The organism is Rhizobacter sp. P5_C2, from assembly GCF_054049715.1.
Genome location: NZ_JBFULV010000012.1, coordinates 82,152 through 95,608, shown reverse-complemented (window position 1 = coordinate 95,608; position 13,457 = coordinate 82,152). Strand labels below are relative to the sequence as shown.

Here is a 13,457-nt window from a genome sequence, read left to right as displayed (position 1 = left end):
AGTACAGGTTGGGCAGCGGGATCTTCTCGCGGGCGATGTACAGCCACACGTCGAGCTCGGTCCAGTTGCTGATCGGGAACGCGCGCATGTGCTCGCCCGGCTTGATGCGGGTGTTGAACAGCGTCCACAGCTCGGGGCGCTGCTCCTTCGGCTGCCATTGGCCGAAGCTGTCGCGGTGCGAGAAGATGCGCTCCTTCGCGCGGGCCTTCTCTTCGTCGCGGCGCGCCCCGCCCATCAGCACGTCGAAGCGGTGTTCCTCGATGGCTTCGAGCAGCGCGACCGTCTGGTGGCCGTTGCGCGACTCCAGCGGATGCGACAGGCGCACCGTGCCGCGCTTGATCGAGTCTTCGAGGTGGCCGACGACCAGGCGCTCGCCCATCTCGGCGATGCGGCGGTCGCGGAACTCGATCACTTCCGGAAAGTTGTGCCCGGTGTCGACGTGCAGCAGCGGGAAGGGCAGGCGGCCTTTGTACTCGCCGTCGGCGCCTTTCGATTTGAAGGCCTTCTCGGCCAGGCGCAGCACGACGCACGAATCCTTGCCGCCCGAGAACAGCAGGGCCGGGCGCTCGAACGCGGCGACGGTCTCGCGCAGGATGAAGATGGCTTCTTCCTCGAGCCAGTCGAGGTGGCTGTGGTCGAGCTGCGGCAGCAGTTGTTCCACGGTCAGCGGGGCATTCATTTCCGGTCTCCGATCATCGACACGGCGGCCTCTTCGGCCCCGTGCACGTGCAGTCCGCACTCTTTCGCCTTCTCGTCTTCCCACCACCAGCGGCCGGCGCGGAAGTCCTCGCCCACCGCGATCGCGCGGGTGCAGGGCGCGCAGCCGATGCTCGGCATGAACTGGTCGTGCAGCGGGTTGTACGGCACCTCGTTCGACGCGATGTACTGCCACACGTCGTTCCAGCTCCAGTCGGCCAGCGGGTTGAACTTGATGCGGCCCTTGTCGTCGGGCTCGCTGAACGGCACCTCGCCGCGGTTGTTCGATTGCTCGCGGCGCAAGCCGGTGACCCAGGCACTGCGCTGCGCCAGCATGCGCGACAGCGGCTCCAGCTTGCGGATGCCGCAGCAGCCCTTGCGCAGGTCGATGCTTTCGTACATCGCGCGTTCGCCGTGGTTCTTGACGAAGTGGATCACCGCGTCGGCTTCCGGGCGGTAGACCTCGACCGACAGGCCGTAGCGCGCTTCGATGCGGGGAACCAGCGCGAGCGTTTCCTCGTGCAACTGGCCGGTCTCGAGCGTGCCGATCGCGATCGGGATGCCGTGGCGGGCGATCAGGTCGGTCAGCACCATGTCTTCGGCGCCGAGGCTGGTGGCCTGCACGACGTGGCCCGGGTGCTCGGCCGCGGCCTGCTTCAGCACCGCCACCGCGTGCGCGACGCGCTCGTCGAAGCCGGCCGTCTTGCGGGCGTACAGGGTGACCGCATTCATATGGCCGAGCCCGCCTGGTTGAACTCGCGGTTCGTCGTCTCCTCGCCGGCCGGGCGCTTGAACAGCGGGCGGTGCTCGGTGACGTCGGCCTGGTAGTGGCCGGGGAAGAAGTTCAGCGCGCGCTCGGCGATGTCGATCGACTGGTCGGCGCGCAGCAGCACCGCATCGAAGCCGGTGCGCTGCAGCAGCGGCATCATGTCGACCACCACCTCGCCGGTGGCGCGCACCTCGCCCGTGAAGCGGTAGCGCGAGCGCAGCAGCCGGGCCTGGCTGTACGCGCGGCCGTCGACCCACTTCGGGAAGTGCAGCACGACCAGGCTCAACCGCGGCAGGTCCTCGGCCAGGTCTTCGATGTCGGCATCGTTCGGGAACTGCACGCCGACGGCCATGCCGGCCGGCCAGGTGCTGCGCACGCCGCGCCATTGCGCCAGCGTCAGCAGGCTGTTCGGCGCGGGCGTCAGCGTGACCATCGGGCCGTCTTCGCCGGTGATGGTGTGCCAGGGGTCGCGGGCGGTGTCGATGAATTTCATGGGTCAGGCCTTGGCGGTGCTGCGGCGCTGCGCGTTGGCCGCGGTCTTGAACGGATCGAGCCCGATGCGGTTCACGGTGTCGATGAAGCGCTCGGCAGCGGTGCTGCGCTGCGCGCGGTAGGTGTCGAGCACCGCCTCGATCACGTCGGGCACCTCGTCGGCCGCGAACGACGGGCCGATCACCTTGCCCGGCGTCGACTGGTGGCCGCTGATCGACGAGCCGTCGAGTCCGCCGAGCGTCACCTGGTACCACTCGCTGCCGTCCTTGTCGACGCCGAGGATGCCGATGTGGCCGCTGTGGTGGTGGCCGCAGGAGTTGATGCAGCCGCTGATGTGCAGGTCGATGTCGCCGATGTCGTAGAGCTCGTCGATGTCGTCGAAGCGCTCGGTGATGGCCTCGGCGATCGGGATCGAGCGCGCATTCGCCAGCGCGCAGAAATCGCCGCCGGGGCAGGCGATCATGTCGGTCAGCAGGCCGATGTTGGGTGTCGCGAAGCTGGCGGCGCGCGCGGCTTCCCAGAGTGCGAACAGATCGCTCTCGCGCACCCACGGCAGCACCAGGTTCTGGTCGTGCGAGACGCGCAGTTCGGCCTGGCTGAAGCGGTCGGCGAGGTCGGCGGCCAGCTCCATCTGCGTGTCGGTGATGTCGCCGGGGGCCTGGCCGGTGCGCTTCAGCGAGAGCGTCACGCTGCGGTAGCCCGCGAGGCGGTGCGGATGCACGTTGCGCTCGAGCCAGCGCTGGAAGGCGGCGGGGGCGTCGGCGGGGATGTCGATCTTGCTGTTGGCACTCGTGTTGCCAGAGAGGGGGGCGACACCCGCCGGTGTCACGAAGTGCGCCGCGACGCGGTCGAACTCCGCCTGCGGAATGATCTGCTCGGTGCCGTCGCTGTCGAGCGCGAGGATCTTCTGGTACTCCTCGGCCACGTCGTCGAGGAAGCGCTGGCCTTCGGCCTTCACCAGGATCTTGATGCGCGCCTTGTACATGTTGTCGCGCCGGCCGTAGCGGTTGTAGACCCGCACGATGGCCTCGAGGTAGACGAGGATCTGCTGCCACGGCAGGAACTCGTTGATCACCGTGCCGATCACCGGCGTGCGGCCCATGCCGCCACCGACCAGCACCTTGAAGCCGATCTCGCCGGCCTCGTTCTTCAGCAGCTGCAGGCCGATGTCGTGCCAGGCGATCGCGGCGCGGTCTTCATGCGCGCCGCTGACGGCGATCTTGAACTTGCGCGGCAGGAACGCGAACTCGGGGTTCAGCGTGCTCCACTGGCGCAGGATCTCGCAGTACGGGCGCGGGTCGATGATCTCGTCGGCCGCGACACCGGCGAAGCAGTCGCTGGTGATGTTGCGGATGCAGTTGCCGCTGGTCTGGATGCCGTGCATGCTGACCGAGGCCAGCAGGTCCATCACGTCGGCCGACTTCGGCAGCGGGATCCAGTTGTATTGGCAGTTCTGCCGCGTCGTGAAGTGGGCGTAGCCGCGGTCGAACTCGCGCGCGATGCGCGCCAGCATGCGCAGCTGCGTGGCGCTCAGCTCGCCATACGGCACCGCGATGCGGGCCATCGGCGCATGGCGCTGGATGTACCAGCCGTTCTGCAGGCGCAGCGCGCGGAACTCGTCATCGCCCAGCGTGCCGGCGAGGTTGCGCTGGAGCTGGTCGCGGAACTGCGCCGCGCGCTGCTTGACGAACTGGGTGTCGAACGGGGTGTATTGATACATCGCCTTGAGTTCGCTTCTGGGGTCAGTGGAGGCTGCATTTTCCTCGCCAACGGCCCGCCCGGCGCGGATCGCCCGTCAAGAGGAGAGCGGCGACTGTACGGGCGCGCATATATATGCTGGAAGAACATTTTTGTTGCTTGTTTATTCGACACAGGGATAAAGGCCGCCGTCCCTAGAATCGCCGGATGCGCTTCTTTCTGACTTCTTCATGGGCCCGTGCGGCCGCCGTGGCCGCCGTCGTCCTGCTGGCCGGTTGCCAGACCGTTCCGGTTCCGTCGCCCTCCGGTTCGGCCTCCGCGCCGGGCGGCAACCCGCCGCTGGTGGTGGTCGTGCCGCCGGATTCCGCGGCCTCGGCGCCGGTGATCATCCTCAAGCCGGTGCCGAAGCCGCCGCGCATCGGGCTGGCGCTGGGCGGCGGCGCGGCGCGCGGCTTTGCCCACATCGGCGTGATCCAGGTGCTGGAAGAGAACGGCATCAAGCCCGACCTGGTGGTCGGCACCTCGGCCGGCAGCCTGGTCGCCGCGCTGTATGCCTCGGGCAAGAACGGGCTGGCGCTGGCGGCGATGGCCGATTCGATGGATGAGACGGCGATCACCGACTGGGCCTTTCCGGGGCGCGGGCTGATCCGCGGCGAGGCGCTGGCGCGCTTCGTGCGCGAGGCCACCGGCGGCAAGACCATCGAGCAGATGCGCATGCCGCTCGGCATCGTCGCGACCGACCTCGACAACGGCGCGCCGGTGCTGTTCCAGCGCGGCGATGCGGGCATCGCGGTGCGCGCCTCGAGCGCGGTGCCGGCGGTGTTCCAGCCGGTGCGCATCGGCACGCGCGAGTACGTGGACGGCGGGCTGGTGTCGCCGGTGCCGGTGCGCTTCGCGCGTCAGATGGGGGCCGAACTGGTGATCGCGGTCGACATCTCGGCGGTGCCCGACGGTGCCGCCACCGGCGACCCGATGCGCATGCTGCTGCAGACCTTCGCCATCATGAGCCGCAGCATCAATGCCTTCGAGCTGCGCGAGGCCGACGTGGTGCTGCGGCCGAAGCTGGCCGACGTGTCATCGGCCGATTTCGCGGCCCGCAAGCGCTCGATCCAGGCCGGGCGGGAGATCGCGCTGGCGATGCTGAGCGAGCTGAAACTGCGGATCGCCGCGAAGACGCACTGAGGCGGCGATCAGGCGTCGGGCGGCGCGATCCGCACGACGCCGAGCTTCAACCCCAGCACGCCGAACAGCCGGTTCATCGTCTGCACGCTGCCTTCGCTGCGGCCTTGCTCGATGTCCTGCACCGTCCGGTAGTGCACGCCGGACAGCTTGGCCAGCTCGGCGCTGGTCAGGCGCATCGTCTTCTTCAGGTGGCGCAGCGCCTCCTGCGTCGACCACTCGGGGTGGGCCAGCACCTCGTCGATGGCCTGCTTGCGCAGCATCAGCTGCTCGGAGAGGCTGAGGTGGCCGTAGCGCTTGTCCATGTCGTCGGCGCTCAGGTCAGTGCGGCGAGCTGGCGGGCCTGGGATTCCAGGCCGACGCGCAAATGGGCGTGGACCTCGGGCGACAGGCCGGACCCGGCCGTGTCGCCGGCGATCTCGTCGAGCACCGGCGCCATCGCCTTCAGCCCGGCCAGCAACAGCGCGCGTCGCAAGGGTGCGTGTGCCTCGCCAGCCTGCGGCAGGCTGTCGGAGCACACCTTGTCCAGCACGCGCGACCAATCCGGCTGTCCACCGTCGTTGCCGTCCCACCGGATGCGCCGCGCGATGCCGTCCGGGTGCAGGTACATCGGGGCGAAGTCGTAGAGCGGCGTCAGCGCGACATGGCCGTCGAAGTCGCGCTGCACCGCGGTGTTGCGGGCGTGGTTGTCCTTGTTGCCGAGCGCAAGGTTCGCCACGTCGCGCCGCAGGTATTCGAGCACCTCGGCCTGCGGATCACTGCAGCGGCGCACCAGCTGGCGGCACACCTCGTCGTGGGACGGCACCTCGCCRAAGCCCGGCTTGCCGGTCAGCGTGGCGATGCTTTCCTGGGCCAGTCGCAGCACGCCGCCGGGCGCCACGCGGCGGTCGAAGCGGGGAATGAAGAGCGCACGGTCCCGCAGCGTCAGCGGCGCATGCACCCTCAATCCGAGCCGCTGCGCCAAGGCCATGTAGGACGCCTCATGGCGCAGGATGGCGGCCAGCGCGGGATCGGTACCGCGGCCGAACTTGACGATGAAATGCTCGCGGGCCCGGGCGTCGGGCAGCGTGTGGTCCAGGTACAGCAGCCCGTCGTCGGCGCGCGTCAGCAGAAGCTTGGGCCATTCGCCCTGCACGCCGGATGAGCCGGCCACGAACAAGCCGTGGGAGGCGAGGTGATCGGTGAAGGCTTCGCCGCGCTGGGCGACCTCGGCATCGGTGAAGCCTTGGGCAACGCGATCACGTTCGGCCAGCCAGGCCGCGGCCTCCTTGATGCGCAGGTTGCCGATCGGGTTGCCGGCGCCGGCCAGCAGCAATCGCCAATCGGCCGCATCGGCCATCGTGGTCGGCAGGTTCAGCTGCCGCAACAACTCTTCGCGGCCGAAGCCCTGCGGCAGCATGTCGATCAGGAACACCGGCCAATGCTTCAGCTGCAGAGGTTCCAGGCCGACGGGGTAGTTGCACGAGAACGCGTGGGCGTCGGTGGCATCGGTGTGCTCGACGGCCCAGGCGACCGCATAGCCGGTGTAGCTGGCCGCGCGCCAGCCCGCCTGCTCGCTGCCGAACAGGCTGACGACCCCGGCGTCATGCCAGGTGCCGCCAGCAAACAATTGAATGGTGCACTCGCCGATCATTTGCACAGAATTCTATCTATCTCGCACGCGAGTTGGTGGTCTTTATGGATACTTTTCTGTGTAAAAAGGAATTGGCGCCACAAAACAAAACGGCCCGGTGTTGCCACCGGGCCGGAAGGTACCTGGAATCAGAATTCGCGCGGTACCGAGGAGACAACCTTTCAGGGAGAACCGCAGGCAGGGCCTGCGGTCACTCTCAGATGAAGGGTCGCGCAATAAGTTCAAGTCGTCTTCGTGACGACTTGTTCGCGCAGGATCAGGCGGCAGCGCGCTTGGTCTTCGGGGCCGACGCGGCCTTCACGGCGCTGGCGCTGATGGCTTCGATGTTGGCTTCTGCCACCTTGGCGGCCTGGCCGGCGGCCTTTTGCAGGCTTTCGTAGGCGTTGCTGGTGGTCGCGACGGCCGACTTGAACAGCGCGACGACGTTTTCGGTGCCGGCCGGAGCGTTCTTCACCGCGGTGTCGACCACCGACATGAACTTCTGCTGGGCTTCGGCGGCCTGGGCTTCAGCGACCTTGCCAATGTCGGCATTGGTGCTGGCGGCGATGTCGTACAGGTAGCGGCCGTAGGCGGCGGCCTTCTCGGCGGCCGGTTGCAGCAGGCTGGCTTGCAGCGTCAGAAACTCTTGCGCGTCTTTCACCGACAGGGCGGCCTGGGTGTTGGCAGCGGCTTCGCCGAGGGCGGTCTTCGCGACCTGCAGGTTCAGCTCGACGAGCTTCTCGACGCCTTCGAACGCCTTGCCGGTCAGGCCGAAAAGCGTTTCGATGTTGGTCTTGTGGGCGGCGATCAATTGTTCAGCGGTCAGCATGTGGAATCTCCAAGGGATAGAAAAAGGGGACTGCGCCTGACACAGTGACTTTGTTGCACTGCACCATGACCGAAAGTATACGAGGCGATCTGCAGATTTCAAGCTGTTTTTGCTGCATTGCAGCAATCTAGAGTCGCCCACCCATTTCGACGTCGATCGGCACAATGCGCCGGCGATGCCCGCCTCGATGCAAGCTTTTCATTCCGACCACTTCGTGCTGCCGCTGCCGGAGGGGCACCGGTTTCCGATGCAGAAGTACCGCCTGCTGCGCGAGGCGGCCGAGTCGGAGCCCGGGTTGCGCCTGCAGGAGGCGCCGGTCGCCACCGACGGCGAGCTCGCACTGGCCCACACGCCCGACTACGTGACCTCGGTGTCCGAAGGCACGCTGAGCGCCGCCGCGCAGCGCGAGATCGGCTTCCCGTGGACGCCGCGCATGGTCGAGCGCTCGCGCCGCTCGGTCGGCGCGACGATCGCCGCGGCCCGCGCGGCGCTGGCCGACGGCATCGCTGCGAACCTGGCCGGCGGCACCCACCATGCGTATGCCGACAAGGGCGGCGGCTACTGCGTCTTCAACGACGTGGCGGTGGCCGCGCGGCTGATGCAGGCCGAATGGCACCGGCACCACCGCGCGCTGTTGCGCATCGCGGTGATCGACCTCGACGTGCACCAGGGCAACGGCACCGCGGCGATCTTCCGCGACGACCCGACGGTGTTCACGCTGTCGCTGCACGGCGAGCGCAACTTTCCGTTCCGCAAGGAGGCGAGCGACCTCGACGTGGCCTTGCCCGACGGCTGCCACGACGCCGAGTACCTGGCCGCGCTCGATGCGGCACTCGGCGAGCTGTGGCGTCGCCATGCCCCGGACGCGCCGGGCTTGGTCTTCTACCTCGCCGGCGCCGATCCGCACGAGGGCGACCGGCTCGGGCGGCTGAAGCTGACGTCCGCCGGCCTGGCCGAGCGCGACCGGCGCGTCTTCCGTGCCACGCGCGAGCGCCGCATCCCGGTCGCGATCAGCATGGCCGGCGGCTACGGCCGCGAGATCGCCGACACCGTCGCGGTGCAACTCACGACGCTGCGCGAGGCGCTGGCCAGCCGCGAGCAATGGAACAATGCAGCGCCATGACGATGCCCTCCACGCCGCCGACCTCGACTCCGACCCGCGCGCAGCCCGAACCACGCAGCGCCTACCGGCACTTCGCCAGCCTGTCGACCCGCTGGATGGACAACGATGCCTACGGCCACGTCAACAACGTCGTCTACTACAGCCTGTTCGACACCGCGGTGAACCGCTACCTGATCGAGGCCGGCGCGCTCGACATCCACGCCGGCGCGGTGATCGGCCTGGTGGTCGAGACGCATTGCAACTACTTCGCGCCGATCGCGTTCCCGCAGATGGTCGATGCCGGGCTGCGGGTCGCGCAGGTCGGCAGCTCCAGCGTGCGCTACGAGATCGGGCTGTTCTCCGCCGGCGAGCCGCTGTGCGCGGCGCGCGGCCATTTCGTGCACGTCTACGTCGACCGCGCGACGCGCCGCCCGGCCGCGTTGCCGACCGTTCTCACCCAGGCCTTGGAAGGATTGCGCCCGTGAATTCTCCGCACCACCCGTCGCACCACCAGCCGACCCCCGAGCAGACCGCCGCCGTGGACGCGGCGATCACCTCGCGCCGCTCGCTGCGCGCCTACCTGCCGACGCCGATCCCGCGCGAGACGATCGAGGACATCCTGCGCGTCGCGTCGCGCGCGCCGTCGGGCACCAACACGCAGCCGTGGAAGGTCTACGTGCTGACCGGCGAGCCGCTGGCGGCACTGGGGCGCGACATCTCCGCCCTCTACGACGATCCCGAGGAGGCGGCGCAGCACCACGAGGAGTACGCCTACTACCCGGTCGAATGGCGCTCGCCCTACATCGACCGGCGCCGCAAGGTCGGCTGGGACCTGTACGGCCTGCTCGGCATCACCAAGGGCGACAAGCTGCGCATGCACGAGCAGCACGGCCGCAACTACGTGTTCTTCGACGCGCCGGTCGGCCTGATGTTCACGATCGACCGCGTGATGCAGCAGGGCAGCTGGCTCGACTACGGCATGTTCCTGCAGAACATCATGGTGGCAGCGCGCGCCCGCGGCCTCGACACCTGCCCGCAGGCCGCGTTCACGCAATTCCACCGCATCATCCTGCCGCAGCTCGGCGCGGGCGATGACGAGATGCTGGTGTGCGGCATGTCGCTCGGCTGGGCCGACCCGGCCGCGGTCGAGAACACGCTGATCACCGAGCGCGAGCCGGTGACAGGCTTCACGCGGTTCCTCGGCTGATGCTCGGGCCGCTGTGGGGCCTGCCGTTCGCGGGCTTGCTGCTGTCGATCGCGTTGATGCCGCTGGCGGTGCCGGGCTTCTGGCACCGGCACTACGGCAAGGTGGTGGCCGCCTGGGCGCTCGCGTACCTGCTGCCGCAGGCGGCGCTGTTCGGTGCCGGCACCGCGTGGCACGGCCTGGTGCATGCCGCGGTCGGCGAGTACATCCCGTTCATCGTGCTGCTGGCCACGCTGTTCATCGTGGCCGGCGGCATCTTCGTGCGCGGCAACCTGCACGGCGGCCCGGGGCTGAACGTCGCGCTGATGGCGATCGGCGCGGTGCTTGCCAGCGTGATGGGCACGACCGGCGCGTCGATGCTGATGATCCGGCCGCTGATCCGCGCGAACGACCACCGGCGCCACAGCGCCCATGTCGTGGTGTTCTTCATCTTCATCGTGTCGAACGCGGCCGGTGCCCTCACGCCGCTGGGCGACCCGCCGCTGTTCCTCGGCTTCCTGCAGGGCGTGGCGTTCTCGTGGACGCTGGTGCACCTGCTGCCGCACACGCTGTTCATGGCCGGCTCGCTGCTCGGCATCTTCTGGGTGATCGACCGCTGGTACTGCGGCCGCGACGAGCCGCGGCCCGTCGACCCGACCCCGGACACCCGCGGCTTCGGCATCGAGGGCGCGCTCAACCTGCCGCTGCTGGCCGGCGTGGCCGCGCTGATCCTGATCAGCGGCGTCTGGCAGGGCGGCGTCGCGTTCACGGTGGCGGGGGCCGAGATCACCTGGCAAGGCCTCGTGCGCGACCTCGGCCTGCTCGCGATCGCGGCGCTGTCGTGGTTCCTGACACCGCCGTCGGCCCACGCGCAGAACCAGTTCAGCTTCGGGCCGATCGTCGAGGTCGCAAAACTCTTCGCCGGCATCTTCCTGACCCTCATCCCGGTCATCGCGATGCTGCGCGCCGGCGTGAACGGGCCGTTCGGTGCGATCGTCTCGGCCGTCACCGGGCCCGATGGCACGCCGCTGCCGGGGATGTATTTCTGGGCCGCGGGCGCGTTGTCGTCGTTTCTGGACAATGCGCCGACCTACCTGGTGTTCTTCAACGCCGCCGGCGGCGATGCGCAGCAGCTGATGACGCACTACGCGACGACGCTGGTCGCGATCTCCGCCGGCTCGGTGTTCATGGGCGCCAACTCGTACATCGGCAACGCGCCCAACCTGATGGTGAAGGCGGTGGCCGAAAGCCGCGGCATCCGGATGCCCGGCTTCTTCGGCTACATGGCGTGGGCCATGGCCGTGCTGCTGCCGCTGTTCGTGCTGATGACGCTGATCTGGTTCTGACCCAGTCGTTGACCTGTTTTCTGATGAAGAGGATCTGACATGAAGCCTGCCGTACTCGTCTCGCGTGCCGTGTTCCCCGACATCGTCGACCGCCTGCGGGCGCATTTCGACGTCGAGGACAACCCGCAGGACCGTGTCTTCACCAAAGCCGAGCTGATCCAGCGCCTGGCCGGCAAGCAGGGCGTGTTCGCCACCGGCAGCGAGCGCTTCGACGCCGAGGTGCTCGATGCCAACCCGCAGCTGAAGGCGGTGTGCAACATGGCGGTCGGCTACAACAACATCGACGTCGACGCCTGCAACGCGCGCGGCGTGCTGTGCACCAACACGCCCGACGTGCTGACCGAGACCACCGCCGACTTCGGCTTCGCGCTGATGATGGCCACCGCGCGGCGCATCGCCGAATCGGAGCATTTCCTGCGCCGCGGCGAATGGAAGAAGTGGTCCTACGAGATGTTCGCCGGCAGCGACGTGCACGGCGCGACGCTCGGCATCCTCGGCATGGGCCGCATCGGCCAGGGCATCGCGAAGCGCGGCGCGCTCGGCTTCGGCATGAAGGTGATCTACCACAACCGCTCGCGGCTGGCGCCCGACATCGAGGCCGCCTGCCGTGCGAGCTACGTCTCGAAGGAAGCGCTGCTGCGCGATGCCGACCACCTGGTGATCGTGGTGCCGTACTCGGCCGCCTCGCACCATGCGATCGGTGCGCCGGAGCTGGCGCAGATGAAGCGCAGCGCGACGCTGACCAACATCGCGCGCGGCGGCGTCGTCGACGACGCGGCGCTCGCGCAGGCGCTGGCCGAGCGGCGCATCGCGGCCGCCGGGCTCGACGTGTTCGAGGGCGAGCCGGCGTTGAACCCCGCGCTGCTGACGGTGCCCAACGTCGTGCTGACTCCGCACATCGCGAGCGCCACCATCGCGACGCGGCGCGCGATGGCCAACCTCGCGGCCGACAACCTGATCGCCGCGCTCGGCTTCGGGCCGAACGCCGGCCACCCGCCCACCCCCATCAACGCCGCGGCGCTGAAGGGATGAAGGCGCTGCGCGCTGCCGCTGTCGGGCTGCTGATCGGCCTGCTGATGGCATGCGGCGCGTCGGCGCAGGCGGCCGACAGCGTCACCGTCGGCTCCAAGCGCTTCACCGAGTCGTACGTGCTCGGCGAGATCGTGCGCCAGACGTATGAGCGCGCCGGCATCGCGGCCACGCACAAGCAGGGGCTGGGCAACACCGGCATCCTGGAGCAGGCGCTGTCCAGCGGCGCGGTCGACGTCTACCCCGAGTACACCGGCACCATCGTGCGCGAGCTGCTGAAGCGCGAGGGCAACCCGTCGCTCGACGAGCTGAACGCCTGGCTCGCGCCGCGCGGGCTGAAGGCGGCGGTGCCGCTCGGCTTCAACGACACCTACGCGATCGCGATGCTCGAATCGCAGGCGCAGCAGCTCGGCATCGAGCGCATCTCCGATCTGCTGAAGCCGCAGGCGGCGGCGCTGCGCCCGGGCCTGTCGCACGAGTTCCTCGAACGCGCCGACGGCTGGCCGGCGCTGAAGGCCGCGTACCGCCTCCCCTACGACAAGCCGCCCGGCCTGGACCATGGCCTCGCCTACGACGCGATCGCGGCGCACCGCGTCGACCTGATCGACATCTACAGCACCGATGCCAAGGTGGGCCGCTACAAGCTCCGCGTGCTGAAGGACGACCTGAACTTCTTCCCGAAGTACGACGCGGTGCTGCTGATGCGGGCCGGGCTCGACCCGGCGCCGCTGCAATCGCTGGCCGGCCGCATCGACGAGGCGGCGATGATCTCGCTGAACGGCCAGGTCGAGCTCGACGGCAAGAGCTTCGCCGAGGTCGCACGGCAGTTCCTGTCGGGCAGCGCGGCGGCGGCGTCGAAGCCGGTCACGTTCGCGCAGCGGCTGTTCGGCCCGGATTTCGCGCGCCTCACCTGGCAGCACCTGCTGCTGGTGTTCGGCTCGCTCGTGGTGGCGGTGCTGGTGGGCGTGCCGCTCGGCATTGCGGCCTGGCGCTGGCCGCGCAGTGCGGGCGTGGTGATGGGCGTGGTGTCGGTGCTGCAGACGGTGCCGTCGCTCGCGCTGCTGGCCTTCCTGATCGCGGTGGTCGGCAGCATCGGGCTGCTGCCGGCGCTGATCGCGCTGTTCCTCTATGCCTTGCTGCCGATCGTGCGCAACACGCACGCCGGGCTGCAGGGCGTTTCCGCCGGGCTGGCGCAGGCCGCGTTGTCGCTCGGCCTGACGCCGCGGCAGACGCTGCGCCATGTGCAGCTGCCGCTGGCGGCGCCGACGCTGCTGGCGGGCATCAAGACCGCGGCGGTGATCAATGTCGGCACCGCGACGGTCGCGGCCTTCATCGGCGCCGGCGGCTACGGCGAGCGCATCGTCGCCGGGCTCGCGGTCAACGACACCGCGGCGATGCTGGCCGGCGCGCTGCCGGCGGCGGTGCTGGCGCTGCTGGTGCAATACGGTTTCGACGCGATCGAAAAACGCTTGCTGCCTGCCCCACTGCGCTCGTCGGCATAGCCGCTGCTGCGAGAATGCAG

The 13,457-nt window shown here is 68.9% G+C and carries 14 protein-coding genes; 7 read left to right on the top strand and 7 right to left on the bottom strand.

The window, feature by feature from the left end; all coding sequences use genetic code 11:
* The 4 genes from cysD to ACXJLU_RS06470 all read right to left on the bottom strand — a co-directional run.
* Positions 1 to 679, bottom strand: a 679-nt coding sequence (gene cysD / locus ACXJLU_RS06485; protein ID WP_457329623.1) for a sulfate adenylyltransferase subunit CysD, incomplete at its 3' end; no start/stop codon positions are given.
* Entirely contained in the window at positions 676 to 1,428 is a 753-nt protein-coding gene (locus tag ACXJLU_RS06480) for a phosphoadenylyl-sulfate reductase (protein ID WP_457329622.1), read from the bottom strand. The genes ACXJLU_RS06480 and cysD, both read right to left, overlap by 4 nt.
* Positions 1,425 to 1,958, bottom strand: a complete 534-nt coding sequence (locus tag ACXJLU_RS06475; RefSeq protein WP_457329621.1) for a DUF934 domain-containing protein — start codon at positions 1,956 to 1,958, stop codon at positions 1,425 to 1,427. Before ACXJLU_RS06475 ends, ACXJLU_RS06480 begins: the two co-directional genes overlap by 4 nt.
* A 3-nt stretch (positions 1,959 to 1,961) precedes the next feature.
* On the bottom strand, positions 1,962 to 3,677 hold the full coding sequence (locus tag ACXJLU_RS06470; protein ID WP_457329620.1) for a nitrite/sulfite reductase: 1,716 nt from the start codon (positions 3,675 to 3,677) through the stop codon (positions 1,962 to 1,964).
* A gap of 185 nt (positions 3,678 to 3,862) precedes the next feature.
* Between ACXJLU_RS06470 and ACXJLU_RS06465 the strand changes: the two genes are divergently transcribed.
* A complete protein-coding gene (locus ACXJLU_RS06465) occupies positions 3,863 to 4,837 on the top strand; it encodes a patatin-like phospholipase family protein (RefSeq protein ID WP_457329619.1) in 975 nt (324 codons plus the stop codon).
* An 8-nt stretch (positions 4,838 to 4,845) separates the two neighbouring features.
* Here ACXJLU_RS06465 and ACXJLU_RS06460 read toward each other — a convergent pair whose 3' ends face one another.
* The 3 genes from ACXJLU_RS06460 to phaP form a co-directional block, all read right to left on the bottom strand.
* The gene (locus ACXJLU_RS06460; protein ID WP_457329618.1) at positions 4,846 to 5,139 is read right to left on the bottom strand and encodes a helix-turn-helix domain-containing protein; all 294 of its coding nucleotides are present in this window, start codon (positions 5,137 to 5,139) and stop codon (positions 4,846 to 4,848) included.
* 11 nt (positions 5,140 to 5,150) lie between these two features.
* Entirely contained in the window at positions 5,151 to 6,467 is a 1,317-nt protein-coding gene (locus tag ACXJLU_RS06455; protein WP_457329617.1) for a type II toxin-antitoxin system HipA family toxin, read from the bottom strand.
* A 256-nt stretch (positions 6,468 to 6,723) separates the two neighbouring features.
* Positions 6,724 to 7,275, bottom strand: a complete 552-nt coding sequence (gene phaP / locus ACXJLU_RS06450; protein ID WP_457329616.1) for a TIGR01841 family phasin — start codon at positions 7,273 to 7,275, stop codon at positions 6,724 to 6,726.
* 187 nt (positions 7,276 to 7,462) lie between these two features.
* Between phaP and ACXJLU_RS06445 the strand changes: the two genes are divergently transcribed.
* From ACXJLU_RS06445 to ACXJLU_RS06420, 6 genes are read left to right on the top strand one after another with little or no spacing between them, the layout of a single operon-like run.
* Positions 7,463 to 8,398, top strand: a complete 936-nt coding sequence (locus ACXJLU_RS06445) for a histone deacetylase family protein (protein ID WP_457329615.1) — start codon at positions 7,463 to 7,465, stop codon at positions 8,396 to 8,398.
* Positions 8,395 to 8,862 (top strand): acyl-CoA thioesterase, encoded by a 468-nt coding sequence (locus ACXJLU_RS06440; RefSeq protein WP_457329614.1) that lies wholly within the window; start codon positions 8,395 to 8,397, stop codon positions 8,860 to 8,862. Before ACXJLU_RS06445 ends, ACXJLU_RS06440 begins: the two co-directional genes overlap by 4 nt.
* Positions 8,859 to 9,584, top strand: coding sequence for a nitroreductase (locus ACXJLU_RS06435; protein WP_457329613.1), 726 nt, complete (start codon positions 8,859 to 8,861; stop codon positions 9,582 to 9,584). The genes ACXJLU_RS06440 and ACXJLU_RS06435 overlap by 4 nt, the downstream gene beginning before the upstream one ends.
* On the top strand, positions 9,584 to 10,906 hold the full coding sequence (locus ACXJLU_RS06430) for a sodium:proton antiporter (protein ID WP_457329612.1): 1,323 nt from the start codon (positions 9,584 to 9,586) through the stop codon (positions 10,904 to 10,906). Before ACXJLU_RS06435 ends, ACXJLU_RS06430 begins: the two co-directional genes overlap by 1 nt.
* 39 nt (positions 10,907 to 10,945) lie before the next feature.
* Positions 10,946 to 11,938, top strand: coding sequence for a 2-hydroxyacid dehydrogenase (locus tag ACXJLU_RS06425; RefSeq protein ID WP_073467457.1), 993 nt, complete (start codon positions 10,946 to 10,948; stop codon positions 11,936 to 11,938).
* Positions 11,935 to 13,437, top strand: a complete 1,503-nt coding sequence (locus tag ACXJLU_RS06420; RefSeq protein WP_457329610.1) for an ABC transporter permease/substrate-binding protein — start codon at positions 11,935 to 11,937, stop codon at positions 13,435 to 13,437. The genes ACXJLU_RS06425 and ACXJLU_RS06420 overlap by 4 nt, the downstream gene beginning before the upstream one ends.
* Positions 13,438 to 13,457 lie beyond the last annotated feature (20 nt).